Annotated in this window: 17 protein-coding genes; 10 read left to right on the forward strand and 7 right to left on the reverse strand. The window is 64.3% G+C overall.

The window, feature by feature from the left end; translation table 11 throughout:
• Nucleotides 1-38 precede the first annotated feature (38 nt).
• Both ABIE04_RS13120 and ABIE04_RS13125 read right to left on the reverse strand, forming a co-directional pair.
• The gene (locus ABIE04_RS13120; RefSeq protein WP_354550953.1) at nucleotides 39-1601 is read right to left on the reverse strand and encodes a tetratricopeptide repeat-containing sulfotransferase family protein; all 1563 of its coding nucleotides are present in this window, start codon (nucleotides 1599-1601) and stop codon (nucleotides 39-41) included.
• 171 nt (nucleotides 1602-1772) lie between these two features.
• Entirely contained in the window at nucleotides 1773-4892 is a 3120-nt protein-coding gene (locus tag ABIE04_RS13125; protein ID WP_354550957.1) for a TonB-dependent receptor, read from the reverse strand.
• A 387-nt stretch (nucleotides 4893-5279) separates the two neighbouring features.
• On the opposite strand from ABIE04_RS13125, the gene ABIE04_RS13130 reads away from it, so the two are divergent.
• From ABIE04_RS13130 to bla, 3 genes are all read left to right on the forward strand, one after another.
• Nucleotides 5280-5861 (forward strand): hypothetical protein, encoded by a 582-nt coding sequence (locus tag ABIE04_RS13130; protein ID WP_354550962.1) that lies wholly within the window; start codon nucleotides 5280-5282, stop codon nucleotides 5859-5861.
• Nucleotides 5862-6098: 237 nt separating this feature from the next.
• A complete protein-coding gene (locus tag ABIE04_RS13135; RefSeq protein ID WP_354550966.1) occupies nucleotides 6099-7268 on the forward strand; it encodes a P1 family peptidase in 1170 nt (389 codons plus the stop codon).
• 36 nt (nucleotides 7269-7304) lie between these two features.
• The gene (bla, locus tag ABIE04_RS13140) at nucleotides 7305-8402 is read left to right on the forward strand and encodes a class A beta-lactamase (RefSeq protein WP_354550970.1); all 1098 of its coding nucleotides are present in this window, start codon (nucleotides 7305-7307) and stop codon (nucleotides 8400-8402) included.
• 584 nt (nucleotides 8403-8986) lie between these two features.
• On the opposite strand, the gene ABIE04_RS13145 is transcribed toward bla, so the two are convergent.
• Nucleotides 8987-10099: a helix-turn-helix transcriptional regulator gene (locus ABIE04_RS13145; RefSeq protein ID WP_354550974.1), complete on the reverse strand. Its 1113-nt coding sequence runs from the start codon at nucleotides 10097-10099 to the stop codon at nucleotides 8987-8989.
• A gap of 273 nt (nucleotides 10100-10372) precedes the next feature.
• On the opposite strand from ABIE04_RS13145, the gene ABIE04_RS13150 reads away from it, so the two are divergent.
• From ABIE04_RS13150 to ABIE04_RS13165, 4 genes are all read left to right on the forward strand, one after another.
• Nucleotides 10373-11395 carry a DUF1611 domain-containing protein gene (locus tag ABIE04_RS13150; RefSeq protein ID WP_354550978.1) on the forward strand — a complete coding sequence of 341 codons (1023 nt, stop codon included), beginning with the start codon at nucleotides 10373-10375 and terminating at the stop codon, nucleotides 11393-11395.
• Nucleotides 11396-11404: 9 nt separating this feature from the next.
• Complete coding sequence (gene dgcA / locus ABIE04_RS13155; protein WP_354550982.1) at nucleotides 11405-12394, forward strand: N-acetyl-D-Glu racemase DgcA; 990 nt, start codon at nucleotides 11405-11407, stop codon at nucleotides 12392-12394.
• A gap of 131 nt (nucleotides 12395-12525) precedes the next feature.
• Entirely contained in the window at nucleotides 12526-13860 is a 1335-nt protein-coding gene (locus ABIE04_RS13160; protein ID WP_354550986.1) for a dicarboxylate/amino acid:cation symporter, read from the forward strand.
• Nucleotides 13861-14089: 229 nt separating this feature from the next.
• Nucleotides 14090-17119: a TonB-dependent receptor gene (locus tag ABIE04_RS13165; RefSeq protein WP_354550991.1), complete on the forward strand. Its 3030-nt coding sequence runs from the start codon at nucleotides 14090-14092 to the stop codon at nucleotides 17117-17119.
• Nucleotides 17120-17297: 178 nt separating this feature from the next.
• Here the strand turns inward: ABIE04_RS13165 and ABIE04_RS13170 are convergent, their stop codons facing one another.
• The 3 genes from ABIE04_RS13170 to ABIE04_RS13180 form a co-directional block, all read right to left on the reverse strand.
• Nucleotides 17298-17744: an SRPBCC family protein gene (locus tag ABIE04_RS13170; RefSeq protein WP_354550995.1), complete on the reverse strand. Its 447-nt coding sequence runs from the start codon at nucleotides 17742-17744 to the stop codon at nucleotides 17298-17300.
• Between the two features lie 125 nt (nucleotides 17745-17869).
• Nucleotides 17870-18325 (reverse strand): GFA family protein, encoded by a 456-nt coding sequence (locus ABIE04_RS13175; protein WP_354551000.1) that lies wholly within the window; start codon nucleotides 18323-18325, stop codon nucleotides 17870-17872.
• Between the two features lie 306 nt (nucleotides 18326-18631).
• Entirely contained in the window at nucleotides 18632-20446 is a 1815-nt protein-coding gene (locus ABIE04_RS13180; protein WP_354551004.1) for a DUF885 domain-containing protein, read from the reverse strand.
• A gap of 179 nt (nucleotides 20447-20625) precedes the next feature.
• Here ABIE04_RS13180 and ABIE04_RS13185 point away from each other — a divergent pair, with 179 nt between their 5' ends.
• Nucleotides 20626-21105: a YybH family protein gene (locus ABIE04_RS13185; RefSeq protein ID WP_354551009.1), complete on the forward strand. Its 480-nt coding sequence runs from the start codon at nucleotides 20626-20628 to the stop codon at nucleotides 21103-21105.
• A 10-nt stretch (nucleotides 21106-21115) separates the two neighbouring features.
• Here the strand turns inward: ABIE04_RS13185 and ABIE04_RS13190 are convergent, their stop codons facing one another.
• A complete protein-coding gene (locus tag ABIE04_RS13190) occupies nucleotides 21116-21940 on the reverse strand; it encodes an NAD-dependent protein deacetylase (RefSeq protein ID WP_354551467.1) in 825 nt (274 codons plus the stop codon).
• Between the two features lie 103 nt (nucleotides 21941-22043).
• On the opposite strand from ABIE04_RS13190, the gene ABIE04_RS13195 reads away from it, so the two are divergent.
• Nucleotides 22044-22925 carry a hypothetical protein gene (locus ABIE04_RS13195; protein ID WP_354551013.1) on the forward strand — a complete coding sequence of 294 codons (882 nt, stop codon included), beginning with the start codon at nucleotides 22044-22046 and terminating at the stop codon, nucleotides 22923-22925.
• Nucleotides 22926-23129: 204 nt separating this feature from the next.
• Nucleotides 23130-24236 carry a hypothetical protein gene (locus ABIE04_RS13200; RefSeq protein ID WP_354551017.1) on the forward strand — a complete coding sequence of 369 codons (1107 nt, stop codon included), beginning with the start codon at nucleotides 23130-23132 and terminating at the stop codon, nucleotides 24234-24236.
• Nucleotides 24237-24255 lie beyond the last annotated feature (19 nt).

Raw genomic sequence — 24255 nt, forward strand, 5'->3', positions numbered from 1 at the left:
GCGCGACGTATTTCCCGGGTTTGAAAGAAGGGTGATCTTCAGCCCCGGGGCGATGGCGGCTCAGCCAACACACCCGTATCCCGCAGGCGTTGGCGCAGCCGATCCAGCTTGTCGCCATAAAGCGCGCTACGCGCGGTACCGCCGTGCAGGGGCTGGCGCACTTGCGCGGCGCTGGGAGCGCTCAGCACGGTACGCGATGTCTTGTGGAATTCGAGGCACGCGGGGTCGAAGGGCAGGTCGCAGAAATCCAGCAGGCGGCGAATCATGGTTTCCGGGCTGGCCACCAGTGATTCGTAGGGAAGATCGAACACACGGTCCGGATACTTCTCCAGCCAGAAACGTTTCAGGCGCAGGAAGTCGATGCAGTAGTCGGCCAGCTCGTCGAGGTCGCAGGCGAACCCGACGTCGCCGGTGAAGCACTGCCGGAAGCACGCCAGGCAGGTCTCCACCGGATCGCGCCAGACGATGACCACGCGCGCCGCCGGCAACATCGCCAGGGCCGCGCCGACCAAATACCAGTTCATGAGGTTCTTGTCGGTGAACCGTGGTTTGGTTTCGCGCCAACGTGCGGTTCGCGCAAGGTATTCGTTGCCGAGGCGCTGCCAGTCCTGCGCGGTCGCATCGGGTCCCCATAGCGGGAAAGCCACGCCGCGGCGCCGTGTTTCCGCGTCGATGATCTGCGGAAGATCCTTGATCTCGTTGGCGCCCTCGACCTGCGGGTGCGAGGCCAGGATCTGCTCGACCAGGGTGGACCCGGAACGCGGGGGGCTGACGATCAGGATGGTTTCGTGGCCGAGCCGGGCATCCAGCGGTGGCGGCGTCGCGTCGGCAAACATGCGCATGATCGCGTCCACGCGCCGGCGTTCCCCCGCGGCGTCCCATTTCACCCGCCTGCGCCGGGAGGCGTTGGCAAGCCGGAACACCTCGAAGGCTTGCGTATAGTCGCCCTGGTCTTCCAGCGCCTTCGCCAGGGTGAAGCTGAGCAGCTCGCGGTGGCGATCCGACAAGCCTTCGCGCGCCAGGGCGCGCTGCAGGCGTGCGATATCCGCGGCGTCGAAGCGGACGGTGTTGAGATTCGACAGCCCAAACCAGCCTTCGGCGTTGCCGGGGTCGAGGCGCAGCACGTCGCGAAACCCCGCCACCGCCGCGTCGATCTGGCCCAGGCTCGTCTGCGTGCGCGCCAGTGACAGTCGCGCCGAGATATGGGCGGGATCGAGCTCGAGGGCGCGTTGCAGCGCCGCGACAGCTTCTTCCGCATGCGTCTGCCGCCAGAGTGCCTCGCCAAGGTTGAACCAGGCCGAGCTGGAGGAGGGCGCAAGCTGGCAGGCGTGCCGCAAGTGCGTCATGGCTTGATCGATTTCGCCATGCTCGTACAGGGCGATGCCGAGTCCGATGCGCAGATCGGAGTCCTCCGGCCACGTCGCAAGGACCTGCCGAAAGCAGTCGACGGCCGTGGCGTGATCGCCGCGACGCTGGGCCGCAACCCCCAGCATCCGGATGGCGTCCGGGTCATCCGGCGCCAGCGCCAGCACGCCGGTTATCGAGCGCTCGGCGGCTTCGAATTGCCGTTGTTCCCATTCCTTGCGGGCTCTCTCCAGCATGCGGGCGGCCACCGGCGAGAGTGACCGTCGGGCAGGGTCCGGCGTCGGCGTGGGCTCCGTCTGGAGTGTCATGTCGTCACGGGCATGGGCGTCAACGCGGCAGGCTACACAAGTGGCGCACAGGCTGCAAAAAGGCGCCGGGCACGGAACCCGGCGCAAGGGGGGTGTCACTCAAAAATCGTAGGCTACGGAGAATCTGACACTGCGCGGAGCCCGGGTGTCCTGAATCCTCCCGTAGTCGGGGTTGGGACTATCGGTGGTTCCGAAAAAGTCGTTGTAGAACACGGGTGTCTGCGAGTTGAGCACGTTGAACGCCGCGAGGCTGAAATCGAGCTTGTGCTGAGCCCATGCCGGTCTGTAATCCACATTGAGGCCGAGGTCGTGGACCCACGGCGTGAAACCCAGCGAACCTGGAGGCACGGGCTTGCCGCCGCACCAGTAATACGTGTGGGAACCATGCAAGGCCAACTGATCCGGCCCGTATCCGCCCCGGCACAGCCGCGGCGTGCCCGAGGTGACGTACAGGTTGGCGCCGACCGTCCATTCCGGGGTGATCGCATAGGCGCCGAAGAGCTTGAACTGGTGCTTGCGGCTGTTGGGCAGCACGCCGCTCGACCACTCCATCCTTTCCGGGAAGTCCCACGCGGTCGTGAGCGATTCGTACGATCCGCCCTGCTGGGAATACGTGCTCACCGGGCCTTCCGTATTGCCCCACGTCCTGGAGAACACGTAGTCGAATTTGGCGAACCACTTGCTGTCCCACGCGTGCTCCAGCGAGAGGTCCACCGAGTAGTAGCGGCGCACCGGTCCCTTCGTGAAGCCCTGGTCGGCCGACGTGAACTTCACCGGCACGAGCGAGCCGTCCGGCGCCTTCATCAGGAGGTCGTTGGTCACGCCCGGATTGACCAGCACAAGGCTTTGCGCCCACTGGTCGCAACTGTCCGGCGTCATCCAGTCGTAGCCTTGCGCACGCCCCGCCGTGCACTCGTTCTGTATGGCGTCGTAGTCGTCGATGATCCGGTTCATCTTCTGGTACGTGCCGGTTGCGCCGAAGACCCATTGCGTTCCCAGCATCTGGAACTGCTGTTGCAAGCCCAGCACGAAGTTGTCGGAAAACTCGGCCTTGATGTTCTGCGAAGCGGATACGCGCGGATCTTTCGCCTGGCCATATTCGCTGTCGATCGACACGCCCGTCGCCGGATTCTGCGGCAAGGGCGTGAATCCGATCGGCACGCCGGTCGTCGGATCGATCCCCGTGTAGGTCCCGTACACGCCGGCATTCACCACGGGAGCGGCGATGGACAGCGCCACCTGGGACGGGAGCGCCAGGTAGTAGCGGCCGGCATTGCCGAACACTTTCAGGGTGGAATCGCCGTGCACGTCCCAGCTGAAGCCGAGGCGGGGCGCCCACTGCGGCTGGGTCAGCCTGATGTAAGGCACGCCCGCTGCGTCGTAGTTGGTGAACTGGTCGTTGCGCAGGCCGAGGTTCAACAACAGGTTGGGCGTGACCTGCCAGTTGTCCTCGATGTACTGGGCTCGCTGGGCCACGCGCACGGAGGCCACGCTGAGGTCGACGTGCTGTTGCACGTAGTAGCAGTTCCCGTCATGGCACTGGGTCGACGGGGCGACATAGGGTGGAACGTTGGGATCGACGCCGAACACTGGTTTGCCGGGATCGCTTTGCCCATAGATCCATTCGTAGCCCGGCCCGGTATTCTGCGAGCCGTCGTTGATGTCCCGCGAGTTGATGTTGTCGATACCGACCTGGAGGTCATGGTCGCCCAGCTTGTAGTCGAGGCTCAGTCGATAGTTCGTTATCGACTCGCGATGCTTGGGATCGGCGATGGTCGAATTTGTCTGCGAGTTGCGAATGCCTCCCGGCGGGACGAACGCCGGATCCTGCACGGAAGCGCTGGCGATATGCGGCAGATCGGGATCGAACCCCGGATAGGCGGGTTGCTCCGAGAAGTACTCGCCGTGCATTTTCCCCACCATCGCGTTCAGGGTCAGGTTGTCGGTGAGGTAGGAGGTGTAGTTGGCCGCCCACATGTTGAAAGCGGTCTTGTTTCTTTGGTCGAGGCTGGAGAAATCGCCGCGCTGCAAGGTGTCGTAGTCGAAGTCGTAGAACGTTCCCGACGTCTGGTGCGAGTTCTTGAGGCCGGTCAGCGTCAGGACGTTGCTGTCGTTGATGTTCCAGTTCAACTTGGCGTAGATCTTGGGGTCCTTGGCGGTCCACGATTCGGTGGTGGCCCCGCCGCCGAACTCCGAGGTCGTCTTGTAATGGCTGTCGTCCTGCTCGGCAGCCAGGAAGAAGAACAGCTTGTCCTCGATGAGCGGGCCGCTGACGTAGGCGTCGTAGATCGTTTCGCTGGAGCCGTCGCCCTTGCGGTACACGGCCATGTCGCCGGGTCGATAGCCGGGGTCCGTCTCCAGCGGATTGGCGTAGTGATAATTGACCGGCGCGGACTGCAAGCTTGCCGGCTTCCACAACGCGCGCGCACCGAAATGCCACTCGTTGGAGCCGCTCTTGCCGATCTGGTTGATCACGCCGCCGATGGAACGGCCGTACTTGGCGTCGTAACCGCTGGTGTAAGTCTGCTGCTGTTCGATGGCGCCGTAAGGCAGGGTGATGCCACCCTGGTTGTTGAGCGCCTCGGTGACGTTCATGCCGTCGACGTAGTACGCGTTCTCCGCCGTCGAGGCACCGCCGAACACGTTGATCGGGGTGCCGAGCGGGCCGCCGGTCAGCTCGGGCGAGCCCATGTTGACGCCCGGCGCCAGCATGGCGATGTCTTCGGCAGTGCGTGACAGCGGCAGTTGCTGCAACTGCCTGGACGTGATCGTGGTGACCTGGTTGGTCGTGCTCACGTCGATCGGCGGAAGGGCGTTGGCCGAGACGTTGATCGTCGATAGCGTCTGCGCGTTGGCGGCAGCCTCGGCGGAGGATGAGAAATCCACGGCCACAGCGCCCGCCGCTACCGGACTGACGTCGCTTCGGCTCTGCACGACCTTGCCATCCTGCAGCAAGGAAACCGTATAGGTGCCGACCGGAAGGGTGATGGAATATTTGCCCGATGATCCTACCGGGATAGTGCGGTTGAAACCCGATCCACCCGTGACCTGGATGGTTTCGCCGACAGCCACCGGTACCGTGCCGTAGATGGTGCCGTTGGTCGCCTGTGCCCAGGCGGCACCGGCAAAACCCAGGGCGATGGCGCCGATGGCGAGTGGCAGCGCCTTGCGCTGCAGGACACGGTTGCGATGTGATGCGCGTAGAGACCCGGCTTTCATTCTGATGTGCACTCCACCTTGGTGAATCGCCCTGTACATCCCCCGTCAATTTTTTTCTTCACCGCATCGCGGACAACGTTTGAAGTGTGGGAATCCTCCGGCCGACCATCGCCATGTTTTCGGTCGTACGCTCCGCGTGCATTGCGGTTTCGAGCGTAGTCGCCTGCAGGCAAAAGCGGCCAATGAAAAAACAGATGGGCCGCATAACCCGTTGTTATGCAAAACGTAATTTCCTGCGAATGGACCGAGTGATGGCGAGGAGCCGGACTCAGTTCGCCCCATGGCCGGGGTGTGATTCGGTGTGGTGGCGGTACTCTGACGACGCATGCAAAATCGTGCGCAGGTTTCAGTTTGGTCTTTGTCCATCGCACCTCGGGGGAGCACATCATGGGTCTTGTCACGTTGCGTATATTGCTGTTGCCCTGCGTGCTGTTCGCAGGAGCGTGGGTGCCGCCGGCCGCCGCACAAAGTGCCCCGGCATCGAGCCTGGTTTCCCCGGCTGCATCCGCGGTACCAGCCGCCCGTCCCACCGACGTGTCTTCGATGGATGCAATCATCAAGGCGGTCTACGACGTGATCTCCGGCCCTGCGGACCAGCAACGTGACTGGAATCGCATGCGCTCGCTGTTCGTTCCGGGCGCCCGGTTGATTGCCGTGCATACCGGCAAGGACAGCCCGAACGTGGCACGCGTCCTGAGTGTGGAGGACTACATCCGTCTGGCCGGACCCCTGATGGCGAAGAAGGGGTTTTTCGAGCGCGAATCACATCGCACCGTCGAGCGTTTCGGCGACATCGCCCAGGTATTCAGCACCTACGAATCGCGCTACGTCGCAACGGATGCCAAGCCATTCGAGCGCGGCATCAACAGCTTCCAGTTGATGTTCGACGGTCAGCGCTGGTGGGTGGTGACTATCTACTGGCAGGGTGAGCGTCCCGACCGGCCGATCCCGAAGCAATACGGCGGCTGATCCGAAACGCGAGGCTTCGACCCAAATTTCCACGCGCCTGCAGCAGCGACGTGGGTCCGGATCGTTGCTGTTGCCGTCGCACTTCGGCAAGCGTCGATGCGGCATGGAATAAGGGTTTCTTCCGATGCGCGCCCGGCAAGGTCTGCCTCAGCATGGGCCAGGCGGCTGCATTACCGACCCCAGCCCAGGCAGTTCGTTGATGCTGTAATCGCCATGCCGTGCCGGAGGAGTCGAACGATGAGATGCTGGTTCACGCTGTTGCTTTTCTTCGCTGTCGCCAGCGCGTCGTCGGGCACCGCCGCCGAACAACGCCCGCGCGCACGCGACGTCGGTGTGGTCATCGGCACGATGTCGCCCGGACCGCACAACGCGATCACCGACGTCGATGGCGTCGGCATCGGCCACGCCACGCTGGTCGAAGGCACGCGACTGCACACCGGCGTCACCGCGATCGTGCCACATGCCGGCAACATGTTCCGGCAGCGGGTGCCGGCGGCGATCGTGGTCGGCAACGGTTTCGGCAAGCTGGCCGGCATCACCCAGGTACAGGAGTTGGGCGAAATCGAAACGCCGATCCTGCTTACCGGCACGCTGAGCACATGGAAGGTCGCCGACGCCGCCGTCGACTGGTTGCTGCGCCAGCCGGGCATGGAGAACGTGCGTTCGATCAACCCGGTGGTCGGCGAAACCAATGACGGCTACCTCAGCGACATCCGCGCACGCCCGCTGACCCCGGCCCTGGTCGAGCAGGCGCTGACCCGCCTTTCGTACGGCGACGTGCAAGAAGGCGATGTCGGGGCTGGTGCCGGTACGGTCGCCTTCGGCTGGAAAGGTGGCATCGGCACCAGTTCGCGCCACTTGGCGGAGAGTGACGGTGGCTACACCGTCGGCGTGCTGGTGCAAAGCAACTTCGGCGGGCAACTGACCATCGCCGGCGTGCCGGTATGGAAGTCCCTGCCGGATCCGGCCGAATACGCGCGCAGCCTGAAAGTGCCGCCGCCGAGCACCGGCGACGGCAGCATCATGATGGTGGTGGCCACCGACGCGCCGCTGGACGCGGCGAACCTGCAGCGGCTGGCGCGGCGCGCGCTGGTCGGGCTGGCGCGCACCGGCTCGGTGATGTCCAACGGCTCGGGCGATTACGTGATCGCCTTTTCCACCGCGAAAGAGAACTTGCGCGATCCGGATGTATCGGTGCAGCCCGCGCGCAGCGTTGCCGGCGAGGCCATGACGCCGCTGTTCGAGGCCACGGCCGAGGCGACCGAGGAAGCCATCGTCAATTCGCTGTTCCGTGCGCACACCGTGCACGGCAACCGCGGCACCGCCGCGGCCCTGCCGCTGAAGCCGGTGCTGGATGCGCTGCGGCGGGCGGGGGCGTTGTCGCCGGCAAAGCCACACGGAAAATGATCCGCGGCTTGTCGTCGTGTCCGCAAAAGCGAAAAAGTGACGATCAACCCCGCCATGCTTGAAACCATCCATCGAAGGGAGAACGCCGTGAGTCGACTCCTCGCAGCCGCATCATGTCCGACCCGCTTCCTGGCCAGGATGGTCGCGGTGGCTTGTCTGCTCCTGTCGTTCTGCCCCGCGTCGGGCGCCGCCGAGCTTGCGCGCACCCGCGCCGAGGGGCTGCAGCAGGAACTGGGCCGATTGGTCGCGCCATTCGACGGGCAGGTCGGCGTGTACGTGCTCGATCTGGATGGCGGGCGCGCGGCCTTCGTGAATCCGGATACCGGCTTTCCGATGGCCAGCACGGTCAAGGTGGCCGTGGCGGTCAACATCCTCAGCCTGGTCGACGAAGGCACGCTCGACCTGCAACAGCAGGTGCTGCTGAAGGAAGGCGACATCTATCCCGAGATGGGCGGCCCCATGGATATCCACCTGACGCCCGGCTCGGCGATCACCGTGCGCGACCTGCTGCACATGATGCTGACGGTCAGCGACAACAATGCCACCGACATCCTGATTCGGCTGGGCGGCGGCACGGCGACGGTGGACGCGCGGATGCGCGCGCTCGGCGTCTCCGGCATCCGCGTCGACCGCTACATCTGGGAATTGCTGGCGAATTACTTCGGCGACCTGGAGGCCTCCGCGCAGAACCCGCTCAGCCCCGCGGACTACGGTCGCCTGGGCTCGGCAAAGCGGAACGAGGCGGACCGCCGGCACTACAGGCAGATTTACAACGGCGATCCCCGCGATACCAGCACACCGGCGGGCATGGCATCGCTGCTCCGGCTGGTCTGGCAGGGCAAGGCGCTCAAGCCCGAAACCACCGCCGTGCTCAAGTCGATCATGCTGGATTGCCGTACCGGCGAGGGTCGCTTGAAAGGCATGCTGCCCGATGCCGCGCCGGTCGCGCACAAGACCGGCTCGGTCGGCGCCGTGGCCAACGACGTCGGCGTGATCACGCTACCGGCCGGCAAGGGTGACATCGTCGTTGCGGTATTCGTGAAGTCCGATCGGAACGACACCGTGAAGGACGACATGATCGCGCACGTGGCGCGGGCCGCGTACGACTACTTCGTGTTCGTCCCGGCTAACTGAGGCGCCTTACCATTTGCCCCGTCGTCATTCCGGCGAAGGCCGGAATCGCACTTGCGGAACAGAGGGAACCATCACTCATTCATTGATCGAACGCCTTGGCCAACGAGGAGGGCGTGATCCGATGCATAGTTGAAGTGCGATTCCGGCCTTCGCCCACTGCTGTCCGGAGTAAATCAGTACCGTCGACTCGGAAGCGACACACCACACGGTTTGGCGCCCCGTCGCCTGCCGTTTGGACTCAAATTCCCCCCGATGTCGTCATTCCTGCGAAGGCAGGAATCGCTTTGCAACAGCGAAGCTGGGCATCGCTTTTTTTAGGGGGGCTATCTTTTGGCGGCGAAGCGGCTCTATGGCCAAAGCGCGGAGCCAGTGCGATTCCTGCCTTCGCAGGAATGACAGCAGGAAGAGTTTTTCCGGGTCGTGAGCGGGGGATTTCAGTGAAAATTTACAACGACAGTTTGTTGCGAACGCGCCTCCGAAAGTTCTCCGGACAGTAGTGGGCCTTCGCCGGAATGACGACAGGAAGGTTCCGGGCGTCTTCGATCACAGCAGGCATGGCGTATGGCCGTGCGCTTTCGAAGATATCAGCTCAGCAGTGTCGCCACCTGGGTGCGGTTGCCCACGTTGAGCTTGCGGAAGATCGAGCTGATCTGGCTTTCGATGGTCTTGCGCGAACGGCAAAGTTTCTGCGCGATCGCATCGTTGCTCAGGCCAGCAGCTACCAGCATGGCCACCTTCCTCTCGCTGGGTGACAGGCATTTCAACTGCGGCAGGGCGCGCGATGAGGTGGAATCCAGGGCCAACTGATCGTCGCCCTCGGGCGTGAGGATCAGCAGGTGGTGTTTGTGCCGGATGAAATTTTCCGGCGCCGGGCTGGCTTCCAGCCGCAAGCGCAGCCCAGGTCGATGGGGGTGTTCGAGGATGAAGCTTGCCTTGCTTCCTGGCTGTGCAGAACGCACCGGCATCGTCCTCATCCATTGCAGCAACGGCGCCTCGATGGCCCGCGGCAAGTGACCGCTCCTTTCCGCATCCTCGCTCCAGCGGCGGCAGATGCGCTTGGCTTCCAGCGACATGTACGACGGCAGCAGGTCCTCGTCGACCAGTATCGCGGCGAGCGGCAGTTCGTACAGCAACGCTTCCAGCAACCTTTGCCGCACCTGGCTGGATTCCAGCGAGCGCACGCGCTGCAGGCTGGCGTCCAGCAGCGGGTAAAGCTCCATGAGGAAGGACCGTTGGTGCTCGGACAGCTGGTCATGCTCGGTGTGGATGCGGATGCTCAACACGGCATCCAGGCGCGTGCCATTCCAGAACGCCAGATGGATGAACTCGCGCCAGCCCGGCGTCGGGTTCTGCAACCTGAGTCGCTCGGCGGCGTGCACGTCCTGCGAGACGATCTGGGAAAACGTGTACCAGGGAATCTGCGGATTGGCGTCCAAGTAGGGTGCCGCCACGTCCAGGCTGGTGACCAGGTGCGCGCCGTCGTCGCCGGTTTCGGACAGGTGGTGGTGCCCCTGGTGCGGCCGGTGGCCGTCGATATCGAACAGCAGGCTGCAGGAATGGCAGGGCAGCGCGCGGCTGACCAGATCCGAGCAGGATTGCCATAGCGACCCCATGTCCAACGACTTCACCAGCGCCGCGCGCGCGGCGGCGACGCCGTCGTTCGGGATGGATGTGACGAGGGCGGCGTGCATCGACATGTCGTGTTCCGAAGTTGGACAAACCGTGGCATGCGCGATGGCATGGAGAAGATACCTGCCGCGCAGTCCTCCCTGACGCCGCGGGTCGCAGTCTCAGCCTTGTAGCATCCGCGCAAAGTGGCCACAAGGCTCTGCCCGGTAACGATCAAGTATCCGGGTTTTCTCTGATTCGCTCCGCCGCCGGGCGTGCTCGAATGCCATCCAGTCTGAAAGGCTTGGAACAAACACGAGCATGCGACGCGGCATGGGGTGGCAAATGGAAGAGAACAGGTCATGAGCGGTGTGTTCAACACCGTGGTTTTGCGCAAGCCTTATCTGCTGTTTCTTGGTGAGGAGACCAACCCGCTGAAGGCCAAGACTGCCTTCGGCCTGCGCGACTGGGCCGCGGAAAGCTGCGTCGGCCAGGCGCGCATGTCGGGCGGCACGGTCGAACTGAGCCTGCCGGAACTTGATCCGGCGGCGGCCTTCGCCGCCGGTGCCCGCTCGCTGGTGATCGGCGTGACCCCGCCAGGTGGACGCGTTCCCGCGCACTGGGCGCCGCTGTTGATCGAGGCTGCGCAGGTCGGTCTGGATATCGTCAGCGGCCTGCACACGCCGTTGGAATCGGTGCCGGGCCTGGCACCGGCGGCGGCGCGGGCAGGGATACGGCTGGTTGACGTGCGCCGGCCGCCGGACAACCTGCCACGGGCCACCGGTAAACGCCGCAGCGGCAAGCGCGTGGCCATGGTCGGCACCGATTGCGCGCTGGGCAAGAAGTACACCGCGCTTGCGCTGGCCAAGGCGATGCAAGAGCAGGGCTTGAACGCGGATTTTCGCGCCACCGGGCAGACCGGGGTCATGATCGCCGGCGCCGGCATCGCCATCGATGCGGTGATCGCCGACTTCATTGCCGGCGCAGCCGAGTGCATCTCGCCGGAAGCTGCACCCGACCATTGGGATGTGATTGAAGGACAGGGTTCGCTGTTCCATCCCGCTTACGCCGGCGTCACTCTCGGCTTGCTGCATGGGTCGCAGCCGGATGTACTGATCATGTGTCATGACCCGCTGCGCTCCCGCATCGTCAGCTGGCCGGACTATGCCTTGCCCAGTCTGAAGGAGGCCGAACAGCTCTACCTGCGCATGGCGCGGATGACCAACCCGGGCGCACGTCTGGCCGGGGTGAGCCTGAATACCGCGGCACTGGACGATGCGGCGGCGCAGGAAGCACTGGCGCAGGCCGAGCGCGAACTGGGCGTGCCGGCCTTCGATCCCATGCGTACGCCGCTGCAACGGGCCATCGCGGCATTGCTGGGTTGAGGTAGGCATATGGCCCGCCAACTGCAAGTCAGACCGCATGCCTGGAAATTGAAGGAGCCCTTCGCCATTGCCCGCGGCGTGCGCAGCGAGGCCAGGGTGGTCATTGTCGAACTGCACGAGGACGGCGCGGTTGGCCTGGGCGAAGCCGGCGGTGTGGCTTATCACGGCGAAACCCCGGAAACCATGCTGGCGCAGATCGAGAAAGTGCGTCCGGCGATTGAACAAGGTTGCGACCGGCATGATTTGCTGCAGTTGCTGCCGGCCGGCGGTGCCCGCCATGCGGTGGACGCGGCGCTGTGGGACCTGGAAGCCAAGCGCACCGGCGTGCCGGTGTGGAAACGCGCCGGCGCGTCGCGCTGGGAGCCGGTCGAGAGCTCGGTCAGCATTGGCATCCGCGACATCGATGCCTACGAGACAGCGGCGCGCGAGCGGGAAGACTTCCCGTGGCTGAAGATCAAGGTGGGACATGGCTCGCCGCTGGAAGCAGTAGCGGCGGTGCGCCGTGGCGCGCCACGCGCGCGCCTGATCGTGGACGCCAACCAGTCCTGGAGCGTCGATGAACTGCTGGCCTGGGCGCCGCAGTTGCAGTCCCTGCATGTGGACCTGATCGAGCAACCGGTGGCGGTCGGCCCCGACCAGGGTTTGGCCGGCCATGCGGACGCGATCCGGATCCCGATCTGCGCGGACGAATCGCTGTCCACGCAGGCCGACCTGCCGGGGCTGGTCGGCCGCTATCAGTTCATCAACATCAAGCTGGACAAGGTTGGCGGCCTCACGGCAGGGCTGGAGCTGGCCACGGCGGCACGTGCCGCCGGGTTCCGCCTGATGGTGGGATGCATGTTGGGCGGCTCGGTTTCGGTCGCGCCAGGCATGGTGCTGGCGCAGCAATGCGAAGTGAGCGATCTGGATGGCCCGTGGCTGCAGGCTGAGGATTGGCCGCAAGGCGTTGCCTACCGCCAGGGGCGCATGTCCTTGCCTGCGCCGGGGCTATGGGGATGAGGCACGTGGCGCGATCCCGTTGTCGCGCCATCCGGCTGCGCAGGCACGCATGCACCGATTTTTCAGTGCATTGCCATGCCACGTTCAACCCTTCCGCAAAACCATCCCGCGACCTCGACTGCAGGTAATCCATGGCCGCCAAACATGCACCGGGGCGCGCAAAGTTCCCTCTTCACTGGAAGATGCTTATCGGTTTTGCGGTCGGCCTGGTGCTTGGCCTGTTGGTGCATGCCACGGCCGGCGCCGAAGCGGGATGGGTTCAATGGATCACCCATCACCTCACCAACCCGGCCGGCGAGCTGTTCCTGCGCCTGATCTTCATGCTGGTGATCCCGTTGCTGTTTTCCGCGCTGGTGGCGGGCGTGGGAAACATGGGCGACATCGGCGCATTCGGCCGGATCGGCTGGCGCGCTCTCGGTTACACGGTGCTGATGTCGAGCATCGCCCTGACCATCGGCCTGGTGCTGGTCAACGGGTTGCAGCCGGGTGCAGGGGTTGATCCGGCCACCGCCCAGCAAATGCTGGCCGCCGGTTCCGAGCGCGCGCAGGCCGTGCTTGGCAGCGGTGGCCACGGCAAGTTCGACGTCGGCGGGATACTCCTGTCGCTGGTGCCCACCAATGTGTTTGCCGCGGCCAGCAAGGGCGACATCCTGGCGGTGATGTTCTTTGCGGTGATGATCGGCGTGGGCCTGGTGCTGACCGACAACGAGAACACGCGCGCCTTCAAGCGCGCGGTGGAAGGGTTGTTCGAAGTGTCGATGACCTTGATCGGGCTGGTCATCAAGTTGGCGCCGTACGCCGTGTTCTGCTTCATGTTCAATCTGGCGGCGCTGTTCGGCTGGGGCCTGCTGATCAAGCTCGGGGCCTACGTGGGCGTGGTGTTGCTGGCGCTGGCAGTGCACATGTTCGTGGTCTACACGTTGTGCCTGAAGTTTGCCGGAAAGTCCCCGCTGGGCTGGTTCAGGCAGACGCAGGAAGTCTTGCTGATGGCGTTCTCCACCGCCTCCAGCAACGCAACGCTGCCGACCGCGCTGCGGGTAGCCGAAGAGAAGTTGAAGCTGCCGCCGAAGATTTCGCGCTTCGTGCTGACGATCGGCGCGTCCATCAATCACAACGGCTCGGCTCTTTTCGAGGGTGTGACCGTGCTGTTCCTTGCGCAGTTCTTCGGCGTGCACCTGGATATCGGCCAGCAGTTGATGGTGATGTTCGTCTGCATTCTCGGCGGCATTGGCACCGCCGGCGTGCCGGGCGGCTCGCTGCCGATGGTGGCGCTGATCTGCGGCATGGTCGGTGTACCGCCGCAAGCCATCGGCATCGTTCTCGGCGTGGACCGCCTGCTGGACATGTGCCGCACCACCATCAACGTCACCGGCGACATGGTGTTGGCGACGATGGTGTCCAAGGGCGAATCGGGTGCGATGCGGAAACTCTCCACGGCGGGCAACGCCCAGCAGGCCGAAGCATGAGCTTGCTTGCCGGCCGCCTTTTCATGGGTGGGTGCTGATGGAAATGTTCAGGTGCGAATCGTTGCCGGGGCATCACGAAAATCGTGCAGCTTCGGAATCATCCAGGGGTCCACAGCCACAAGACGGGGGTTCATCCATGCGGGGAAAATCGGGTCGCACGCTGTTGCGCGGTTCATGCAGCCATTCCAGTCTTCGACACAAGGTATTGGTACTGGCCATCGGGTCTTCCATGGCTCTGGGTCTGGCCGGTACTGCCTGGGGTCAGGCCACCAGCGGAACCATTTACGGCTCGGTGCCGCTGGGGGCGAATGAAACCGTCCAGGTCACCAGTACGTCGGGTTACAGCCAGACTTTCAATGCGGGAGCTTCCGGCAAGTATTCGGTCACGTTGCCGGTCGGCACCTATACGGTATCCCTGTTGCGCGACGGCAAGGTCGTCGAAAGCCGCAGCGGAGTGAGCCCGGCGGCCGCGGGTGCGGTGGCGGTGAATTTCTCGGCGGACGCTGGCCCGGAGAATGTGCAGGACCTCGGCGGAATCAACGTCTCGGCCAATGCCATGCCGCCCATCGACGTGAAGACGACCAACCAGGTCACCACGGTCACGGCCGCGGATCTGCTGCGACTGCCGCTGGCGCGCTCGGCCGAAGACATCGCCATGCTGGCGCCTGGCGTCAACATGGGCTCGCCCGAACTTGGCAAGGGCCCGCTGGGTACGCCGCTGCTGACGTTCGGTGCCGGTTCGACGGCCGAGAACGCCTATTACATCGACGGCGTGAATGTCACCGACTCGCTGTACAGCAACGGCGGCGTGGCGCTGCCCTATGGCGCGATCGAGCAGCAGCAGACCTTCACCAGCGGCTATGGCGCCAAGTACGGCCGTTCCATCGGCGGCGTGATCAACCAGATCGGCAAGAGCGGCACCAACGAGTGGCATTTCGGTGCGCGCACGGTGTGGAAACCCGGAGCCATGCGCGGCACGGCGGACAACCACTACTTCGTCAATCCCCTTTCAACGAAGGTCGGGCAGATGGCCGGCGACCTGGCCTACTACAACAAGCTCGACACGGTCAGCGAGGCGGTCTACGACGTCTACCTGAGCGGCCCGCTGATCAAGGACAAGCTGTTCTTCTTCGCCAGCGCCGAGGAAGACAACCGGTGGGGCAAATCGGTCGGTGGTTTCGGAAGCCAGTACCAGACCAACTATCGCTACGAGGCCCCGAAGTACTACGCGAAGCTGAACTGGAACATCAACGAGAATAACTACCTGACGCTGACCGGCGTGCAGAGCTCGTACAAGCAGTACCAGAGCCGGTACGAGTTCGACTACGACACGTTCCAGCGCGGCAACTTCGACAGCCTGCGCCAGGTGTCGAAGAAGAAATTCCAGGTGTGGGCCGCAAACTACACCTCGTACCTCACCGACAATCTGACGTTGAACGCGATGGTGGGCAAGACGCTGGGCAGCTATGAAACCTTCCAGCCGCCGTACCCGGGTATCGACCTCACGCTACCGTACATTGACGAGCCCAAGATGCAGAATCCGGCCTATGCGCCGCCTTCCGGCATCAGCAACACGCAGGGCGATTCCACGCAGGACATTCCCACCCACAAGCTCAACTCGCTGAACTACCGGGTGAGCCTCGATTACCAGCTGAGCGACCATCAGCTTTCGGTCGGCATCGACAACCGCACCACCACGGACATCGACGACGGCTACACCACCACCGGCCCGGGCTATTACTGGGGCTATGGCATGGGAACGGTCGGCAAGCCCATTATCGGTGATAACTCGGACTCGTTCCCCTACGTGGCGGCGCCCGATACCAACATGCCCGGCAACAAGTACTACGCGTACAAGAGCGTCGACATCAAGAACGCCAACGTGAAGGTCGTCCAGCGCGCGCTGTACATCGAGGACAACTGGCAGATCACGCCGAACTTCCTGTTGAGCGCGGGCCTGCGCGACGACATGTTCACCAACTACAACTCCGACAACGAGCCCTACATCCGCCTGACCAAGCCGCAATGGGCACCGCGCCTGGGCTTCAGCTGGGACGTGCATGGCGACTCCTCGCTGAAGGTCTTCGGCAACGCCGGCCGCTACTACCTGGCGATACCGCTGAACGTGGCAGTGACCGTGTCCTCGCCGGTGACCCGGTACGACATCTTCGGCACCTATACCGGCATCGACCAGGCAACCGGCGAACCGATCGGGTTCACGCCGCTGCCGCAGAACCCGTCGTACGGCGTGTCGATCAACAACGAGTACGGCCAGTCGAAGGATCCGCGCATCACCACCGCGCAGAACATCAAGGCCCAGTTCTCCGACAACTACGTGCTCGGCATGCAGCAGGCGTTCAACATGCTGGGTACGGAGTGGGTGTTCGGCGCGACCGGCACCTACCAGCGCATGGACCGGGTCATCGACGACTACGGCGACACCCAGCGCATGTGTGCGGCGGGCAGGGCGCAGGGCTACGACTGGATGACGCCGGCAACCTGTGACCAGTGGGCCCAGGGCCTGTTGATGATCAACCCGGGCGTCACACAGAAGATCTGGATGAACGGGCCGGACGGCAACATCCATCCCGTGACCTTCACCCGCGAGGACCAGGGCCTGGACGTCGGTCCGGTACGCCGTTTCTACTCGATCGACCTCTCGCTGGGGCACGATTGGGATAGCAAGTGGATGGCCAAGTTCGACTACGTGTTCTCCAAGACCTGGGGCAACACGGAAGGCCCCGTCAGCACGTATTCCCAGCAGAGCGGTTCCTACCTGACCACCGCATGGGACTTCCCCGAGCGCATGGAATACTCGATGGGCGAGTTGCCCAACAGCCGCAGGCACCAGTTCAAGGCCTACGGCGCGTATGCACTCTCCAAGGAGTGGACCGCCGGCGGCAATGTCTACGTGACCTCGGGCACGCCACGCCTTTGCCGTGGCTACTACGGGCCGGGTGAGAGCAGGCCGCACGGCTCCAGCACCTTCTACTGGTGCGGCGGCAAGCCGGCGCAGCAGGGCTCGCTGGGACGCACGCCCTGGGTCTACAACCTCGACCTCAACCTCGACTACAAACCGGAATGGGCCGGCCGCAAGCTCGATTTTAACCTGGCGATCTTCAACGTGCTGAACCGGAAAACGCCGCTGTTCTACAACGACGTCTTCTCGGGCACCACGAACCCCAACCCCGACTACGGCAAGGTGCAGGACACCCGTTCGGTGCGTGAAGTGCGGCTCATGATGTCGTACGACTTTTAAACCAGTCAGCTCTCCCCAGCGCTGTGCTTCAGCCGGGCTTTCATGAAGCCCGGCTGTTTTTTGCCCCGGCTCCGGTTTCCCGCACGCAATGCCCGCGGGACCGGCACCGCCATGGCTTGCGCCTGGCTGCGTACATCGCACGATCGGCGTTTGCCAGCAGGCTGTCGGGCCCGTTCGGTCAGTCCGGTATTTCCGCTTCCACCAGCTTGCCGAGCAGCACCAGCGATTCCTGCCAGCCGAGGTAGCACTGCTCCACCGGGATGGCCTCGGGCAGGCCCTCCTGCACCACCTGCATGTCGGTGCCGCAGGACACGGCGCGGAAGGTGATGGTGGTGGTCATTTCGCCGGGCAGGTTGGGGTCCTCGAAACGGTCGTTGTATTTGATCCGCTCGCCCGGTACGAGCTCCCGGTACGTACCGCCGAAGCTGTGGCCGTTGCCGGTGGAGAAATTGGTGAACGTCATCCGGTAGCTGCCGCCGACCTGCGCGTCGAGTTGGTGCACCTTGCAGGTGAAGCCGTTCGGCGGCAGCCACTTGGCGATGGCGTCGGCGTCGAGGAAGGCGCGGTAGATCCGCTCGGGCGGTGCGCGCAGCACGCGATGGAGGCGGAGAGCGTTGGTGGCCATGATGGTTTCCGTTGCAGAGGATGAGCCCTCATCTTGCAAGACGAACGGGCGGGGCGGAAATCGACCGGCATCCACCGAACGCCAGGACGTCCATCTGTCGGCACCGGCTCGGACCCGGTGGTTGGTCAGGTCTCGGCCGCGAATGCCTCGACCAGCGGCTGGTACTCCTCCATCGCCGGGAAGCCGGCGAAGCTGTGCTTCGCCGGGGTCGACGCCCAGGAGAGTCGGGCGTCGGTACAGGTCTCGATGAACGGCACGAAGTCCGCGTGCGGGTCGAGTACCGAGGGGCGCAGGTTGACCAGCCATTCGATGCCCGCCAGACGGGTCATGACCCATGACTTGCAGAACGCGCAGTACAGGTGGGTGTGCTCGCCCTGCAGGCCGCCGCGGACCAGTTCGCCCTCGAGTACCTCCACGCCATCGGCGGGCATCGCCAGCGACAACGAGAACGCGCTGCCAGTCATCTTCTGGCAGCCATGGCAATGGCACGCCATGGTGAGCATGGCCGGCTTGGTGACGCGCAGACGCACGCGGCCACAGCGGCAAGTGCCGGTGGCAGGGAGCTGTCGTGGATAGGGCATGGCTGGATTCCTCATGCAGAAGGGGCGTCCGGGATACTGTATCCCGAGTAGTCGCCGGCTCGTCACAAATAGCGGCTGCATGTTTGCCCCGGAGGGCTGCTTTGAAGAGTAGCGTGTCGTGGGTATCGCAACGATCTTCGCCAGCGTGAGCTGCCGGAACAGGGCGTTGAGCAGGCTGTGGCTGTGATACGAGAAGCTATACGGCATGCCGCCACGGCGCCGGTCCTCGGGGGAATCAGCGAAAAGGCGCCAGGTTCATTTGTTTTGAAGAGCAAATGGACCTGACGCCTTTTTCGACCGGGTGCCTTACCTGGATGTGGATGGTGCGGCCGGTTCCGTTTTTGCCGTGGCAGCCGTCGGCGCCACCCACAGCCTGGCTTCCGGCTTGCCGCCCAGCATCTGCGCACGCACCAGCGGGATCGGTGGGCCACCATAGCTGAGGAACTGGTCGTGGAACGCCTTCAGCGCGTTCGGACCCGGGTGTGCGGCGATCCAGTCCTGGCGCAGTTGCATGATCATCAACTTGCCCATCGTGTAATTCAGATAGGCCGGATCGTAGGTGCCACGGGCGGCCTGCTGGCGGGCGTTGCCCGGATCCTGGAAGGCCTTGTCGCGGAACATCTGCTCGGACTGGGCGACGGTCATGCCGCCGGTATGCAGGCCGATGGCGGAGAGATAGCGCACGTCGCGCAGCAGGGCGTTGGTGAGCTGGCCGATGTGGGCTTCCGGCGTGGCGCCGTCCAGGCCGGCGTCGAACATCATCTCCTCGGCGTAGTGCGCCCAGCCTTCGGCGAAGGCGTAGCCGACGAACAGCTGGCCGAACTTCCAGTGCGCGCGGTTGGCGTGCAGGAACTGCAGGAAGTGTCCCGGCCACACCTCGTGCGAAGACGTGAACAACAGGTCGGCCTTGCCCGGTATGTAGGCCTGCTGGTCGGCCTTGCTCCAGGTCGGGTCTGGCGGGGCGATGTAATACACCGACGGCAGGTTCTTTTCGTACGGGCCGGGAATCTCGATGTAGGCAAAGTTCCAGCGGTTGAACGGTGGCGCTTCTTCGACCTTGGCCTGCTCGGGACCGGGGATGGTCACCAGGTCCTTGTCGACGATGAACTGGCGCAGGCCAGCGAGCTGCGTGCGTGCGCCTTCCACGGCGCCACCGACCGGCTTGTCCGCACTCTCCTTGGCGACGCACGCGCTCAGCGATTTGCCGGGAGCGAACTTGTCGCAGGCAGCCTTCAGCGCATCGAGGTTGCGCTGCAGGTCCGACTCGCCGATCGCCTTGAGCTGGTCCAGCGGCAGGTCGACCAGTTCGGTGGCGTGCAGCATCTTGGAGAACTTCGCGGCTCCCAGCGCATAGTCGTGGGTGGCGTGGGGTTTTTGCGCCTTCAGCCAGTCGGCGAGATCCTGCGTGGCCTTGATCGCGGCAGCGTTGGACGCCTTGAAACGCGCCTGCAGGGCATCGTCCTTGACCTCGGCGAAGATCGCCGGGACATCGGTCTTGAAGAAGCTCGCGTACCCGCCAAAACTGTTCACGCCCAGATCGATGTACGACGCCGGCAGCGGCAGTTTGAAGTTCGCTTTTATCTGGGCGATCGCCTTGGGCAGCGCCTCTTGGTAGGTGACGAAGGCCGCCATGCGTTCCGGCAGGGGCGCGTAGGGACGCGTCAGGTACATGCTGGGCGACAGGTCGCCGGTGTAGAAGGCCGGGTTGCTGTACGGGAAGCCGGAGTCCTCGAGCCAGAACAGTTGGCCGTCGATCACCGCGAGCACGTAGTCGCGGTGGAAGCGGCCGTTCTCATCGAGCTTGTCGTCGCCGAACGCGGCGAACCGGGCGCGTTCCGCATGCAACCAGTCGGCATCCGCCTTCAGGCCGGCCGGACTGTAATCGGGCAACTTGCCATCGAACTCGTGCTTGCCGGCGTTGGCGGCAAAGGTGGGGTAGTGCTGGAACATGCCATCGATGAAGTCATCGACGGCGGTCTCCAGCCTGGCGTTGTCGTTGACCACCGCCACACTGGCGGCAGGCGCGCTGGCGGCGGGTGCGTTGGGGGCTTCCCGGTTGCAGCCGGCGGCGAGCGCGGCGGTCACCACGGTGCACAGGGTGATGATATGGATCGAGCGCATGCGGGCGGCTCCATGGCAAGGTTCGCCGAGGGTAGGCGTCCCGGCGGGCACACGCAACCCGCCTCACGCCCGTGGCGCGGAGCGGGTGGAGCCGTGGGCCGCCGAGTCACTGGATCGGTGACCGCATGTGCTGTGTTCGGGGTGATACTGGGCCACCACGCAGCGCAACGGAGCACGGCATGAAGGCAAGGTACTTTCTTATCGGATTCGGGATTCTTCTGGCGGTGGTCGGCCTGGGCGGCACGGCTTCCAGCCACGCGGCAACCGCCGGCGACGATGCCGCCGCCATTCGCCAGGTGATGGATCAGCAGGCGGCCGCGTGGAACCGCGGCGATGTCGTGGAATTCATGCGCAGCTACAAGGACGCGCCCGACACCACGTTCGTGGGTGCCAGCGTGCGCAAGGGTTACCGCACGATCCTCGAAAGCTATCGCAAACACTACGCCAGCAAGGAGCAGATGGGCCGGCTCACGTACACCGAGCTGGATGTGCGTCTGCTGCCTGATGCCCGCGGCGAAGTGCGCTACGCCGCCGTGACCGGCCGCTTCCATCTCGATCGCAGCGCCCACGGCGAAGCCGCCCGGGATGACGGCGTGTTCTCGCTGCTGTGGGAGAAGACCGCCGGCGGCTGGAAGATCATCCTGGATCACACCAGTTGATCGACCCGGGTCAGTTCATGACCAGTCGCGCCTGCTCGTGCAGGAAGGCCAGCGCCTCGTGGCAAGGCGCGTCGATCTTCAGCGTGAGCAGCGCGTCGGCACGGGTGCGGCCCAGCGTCACCGCGGCCACCGGCTTGCCGGCGCGTGCGGCGGCGTCGACGAAACGGTAGCCGGAATACACCATCAGCGAGGAGCCGACCACCAGCACCGCGTCGGCGGCCCGCCAGGCGCGCGTGGCGGCTTCCACGCGCTCGCGCGGCACGGCTTCGCCGAAGAACACCACGTCGGGTTTCACGATGCCGCTGCAGTGCGGGCAGGCCGGCACGTCGAAGCGGGCGAAGTCGTGGCCTTCCAGGTCGGCATCGCCATCCGGCGCATCGGCGGCGTCGAGCTGCGCCCAGGCCGGGTTGCGTTCGACCAGCATCCGCTGGAACGCGTGGCGGGCAAGCCGCCAGTCGCAGGCCATGCAGCGCACCTCGTCGAGGCGGCCATGCAGGTCCAGCACCCGCTCGCTGCCGGCGCGCTGGTGCAGGCGGTCCACGTTCTGCGTCACCAGCAGTTCGACCTGTCCGCGCTGCTCCAGTTCGGCCAGCGCGTGATGCGTAGTGTTCGGCAGCGCACTGCCGAAGCGCCGCCAGCCGACCATGCTGCGCGCCCAGTAGCGCCGGCGCGTGGCCGGCTCGTGCATGAAGGCGGCGTAGTTCACCGGCGGCGGGCGCTTCCACTGGCCGTCGCGGTCGCGATAGTCGGGGATGCCCGAGTCGGTGCTGCAGCCCGCGCCGGTCAGCACGAACAGGCGCGGGTGGGCTTCGATGAATTGCTGCAACGGGGACATCGGCATGAGATGGGTTCGTGGCGGGGGCGGAACAAGGGCTGGTTTCGCCGCCGGGCGGAACGGACGATATCATCGACACTCCCTGCCAGCGGAGCCGTGAGCCATGTGTGCAAGGCATAGTCTGTTGCTGCTGCTGATGGTCGCGGCGCCGGTTGCGGCGGCAAGCGGCCACTCGCCGGCAGCGGTGCAGCCGTGGACGCCGGCCGGCGTGTCCAGCGGGTTGTTCGAGTCGCATCCGGCGTTCGATCCGGTGAATGGCGACCTGTATTTCGTGCGCAGTTCGAAGTCGTTTTCCGGCTGGCGCATCCTGGTCTCGCATTGCGACGGCAAGGCCTGGACGGCACCGGTGCCGCCGTCCTTCGCGGGCGCGGGGCTCGAAGCCGACCCGTGGTTCACCCCGGACGGTCGCCGCCTCTACTTCATCTCCAGCCGCGCCAACGCGGGCATGCACAGCAAGGACCTCGACATCTGGCGCGTGGACAGGAGCGCGGATGGTCGATGGGGCACGCCGGTGCGCCTGCCGGCGCCGGTGAATTCCGACCAGGCCGAATGGTTTCCACGCGCGGCTCCCGACGGCTGGCTGTACTTCGGTTCCAACCGTGCGGGCGGGGCCGGCAAGAACGATATCTGGCGTGCCCGCGAGAGCGAGTCCGGACAATGGATGGTGGAGAACGTCAAGGCGGTCAACACGGCCGGCGACGAATACGAGCCGCTGCCGTCGCCGGACGGCAAGCGGATGATCGTGATGGCCGACGGCGGGCTCTACGAATCCCGGCTGGGCCCGGCGGGCTGGTCGGCGCGGGTCAAGCTGGGGCCGCAGGTCAACGTCAACGGCACGGAAATCGGCGCGCTGTTTTCGCCCAGCGGAAAATCCCTGCTGTTCGCCCGGGATACCGGCGAGCCGAAGTCGGGCGAGTTCTTCGTCTGGCACGCCGACGGGCACGAGTCGTGGCCACCTTCCTGCGGAACCGCGACGCACAAATAGCCGCCAAAACCGGGATCAGGGTCGACTTTCCCAAAAATTGCACTCTGACTCAGGTTCAAGCCATCATCCGTGATGGCCATGAAAGGCCCGGCTGGCGTATCACTCTTTTCACCATACTTGCCAAACGCTAGAGTCTTCAGCGGTTCGCATTGATGTCGTGTGCGTCATTAGATGCGGGTTGTCGAAATAACACAGGGGAAAAACGTGAATCGAATTGCCAGACATGCTGCCGTTGCGGCTGCGGTGATAGGGCTGTGCGGCTGTGCTCAACAGGCGAAGATAGTGCGCCCGAGCACGACTCAGTTGCAGGCACTCAAGCCATTGCCGGTTGTTCAGGTGATCAGTCAGGACAAACTGGCGGCAGAGGATACTTTCACTTATGCCAACGTCAGTTTTATCCCCAACCCATCGATACCTATCGTGGTAGGAGCAGCGGGCGGCGCGTTGGGCATGGCGATCGTCAATGCCGAGATTCGAGCCGAGGCACGACGTTTCGCCGAACAACATGTGCAACCGTTGCGCTCCGTCCTGGAGGGGTTCGATGCGAAGGGTGTGCTGAGCGAATCGCTGCGGCAAGGTCTGGGGCAACAGCCGGCGTCGTTCGGCAGCTATACGTTGGCGGATGCCACATGGGCGAAGCAGACCGGCAGCGGCCAGCGCGCTGTACTCGAGACCGGTTATGCCATGACCCCGGATTTTTCGGCATTGCAGGTGATTGCCACGGTGTCGATCTTTGTTCCTGGCAGCAAGGACAACAAGCCGCTCTATCGCAATATGCTGGTGTATCAGTCGCCGCGATTCAGCGTGCCGGCGAAGACTGCGGCAGACAGCAAGCATATGGTGGTGCAGGAAAATAGCCGCTACGCGGCGTTGCATATCGACGATGAAATTGAGAAAGCGAACGCAGCATTCAACAAGCATGATCCCGAAGCGGGGCGCATGCGGCAGAAGGTCGTCAGCGAGCAAAGGGAACATCGGCTGCGGCTCAAACAGGCGGGAGAGGCGACTTGGGATCCGGATACCCGCGCGCAGCGACTGTGTGAGACATGGTCGGCCGGGCATGGCGAGGCATTGAAGGCCGCGATGCGTGCCAGCGGCATCGAGATTGCCCATATGCTTCAGTTGGATCTGGCTGGTCAGGTACCTGCCGATCTGGCGGATCAACCGCGTATCGTGTTTCAGGATGACTCACGCGAGATCAAATATCTCGAAGATGGTCATATGATTTCCCTCGCGGTGTCCGACGACGATGCCTCGGAGAAGAGGTCTTCGCCGAGGGTGACGATGCCTCTGCCACATGTGGGGCGCTGAAAGGCAAAGGTGTCAGAGA

Source organism: Rhodanobacter soli (genome assembly GCF_040548735.1).
Taxonomy (GTDB): domain Bacteria; phylum Pseudomonadota; class Gammaproteobacteria; order Xanthomonadales; family Rhodanobacteraceae; genus Rhodanobacter; species Rhodanobacter soli_A.

Bases quoted from the DNA above. Each gene is read 5' to 3' on its own strand.
- ABIE04_RS13145 (WP_354550974.1), bottom strand. From the start codon at position 10,099: ATGTCGATGCACGCCGCCCTCGTCACATCCATCCCGAACGACGGCGTC.
- ABIE04_RS13120 (WP_354550953.1), bottom strand. From the start codon at position 1,601: ATGCTGGAGAGAGCCCGCAAGGAATGGGAACAACGGCAATTCGAAGCC.
- ABIE04_RS13150 (WP_354550978.1), top strand. From the start codon at position 10,373: ATGAGCGGTGTGTTCAACACCGTGGTTTTGCGCAAGCCTTATCTGCTG.
- ABIE04_RS13195 (WP_354551013.1), top strand. From the start codon at position 22,044: ATGTGTGCAAGGCATAGTCTGTTGCTGCTGCTGATGGTCGCGGCGCCG.
- ABIE04_RS13135 (WP_354550966.1), top strand. From the start codon at position 6,099: ATGAGATGCTGGTTCACGCTGTTGCTTTTCTTCGCTGTCGCCAGCGCG.
- ABIE04_RS13125 (WP_354550957.1), bottom strand. From the start codon at position 4,892: ATGAAAGCCGGGTCTCTACGCGCATCACATCGCAACCGTGTCCTGCAG.
- ABIE04_RS13160 (WP_354550986.1), top strand. From the start codon at position 12,526: ATGGCCGCCAAACATGCACCGGGGCGCGCAAAGTTCCCTCTTCACTGG.
- ABIE04_RS13130 (WP_354550962.1), top strand. From the start codon at position 5,280: ATGGGTCTTGTCACGTTGCGTATATTGCTGTTGCCCTGCGTGCTGTTC.
- ABIE04_RS13185 (WP_354551009.1), top strand. From the start codon at position 20,626: ATGAAGGCAAGGTACTTTCTTATCGGATTCGGGATTCTTCTGGCGGTG.
- ABIE04_RS13165 (WP_354550991.1), top strand. From the start codon at position 14,090: ATGGCTCTGGGTCTGGCCGGTACTGCCTGGGGTCAGGCCACCAGCGGA.
- ABIE04_RS13170 (WP_354550995.1), bottom strand. From the start codon at position 17,744: ATGGCCACCAACGCTCTCCGCCTCCATCGCGTGCTGCGCGCACCGCCC.
- ABIE04_RS13175 (WP_354551000.1), bottom strand. From the start codon at position 18,325: ATGCCCTATCCACGACAGCTCCCTGCCACCGGCACTTGCCGCTGTGGC.
- ABIE04_RS13190 (WP_354551467.1), bottom strand. From the start codon at position 21,940: ATGTCCCCGTTGCAGCAATTCATCGAAGCCCACCCGCGCCTGTTCGTG.
- dgcA (WP_354550982.1), top strand. From the start codon at position 11,405: ATGGCCCGCCAACTGCAAGTCAGACCGCATGCCTGGAAATTGAAGGAG.
- ABIE04_RS13180 (WP_354551004.1), bottom strand. From the start codon at position 20,446: ATGCGCTCGATCCATATCATCACCCTGTGCACCGTGGTGACCGCCGCG.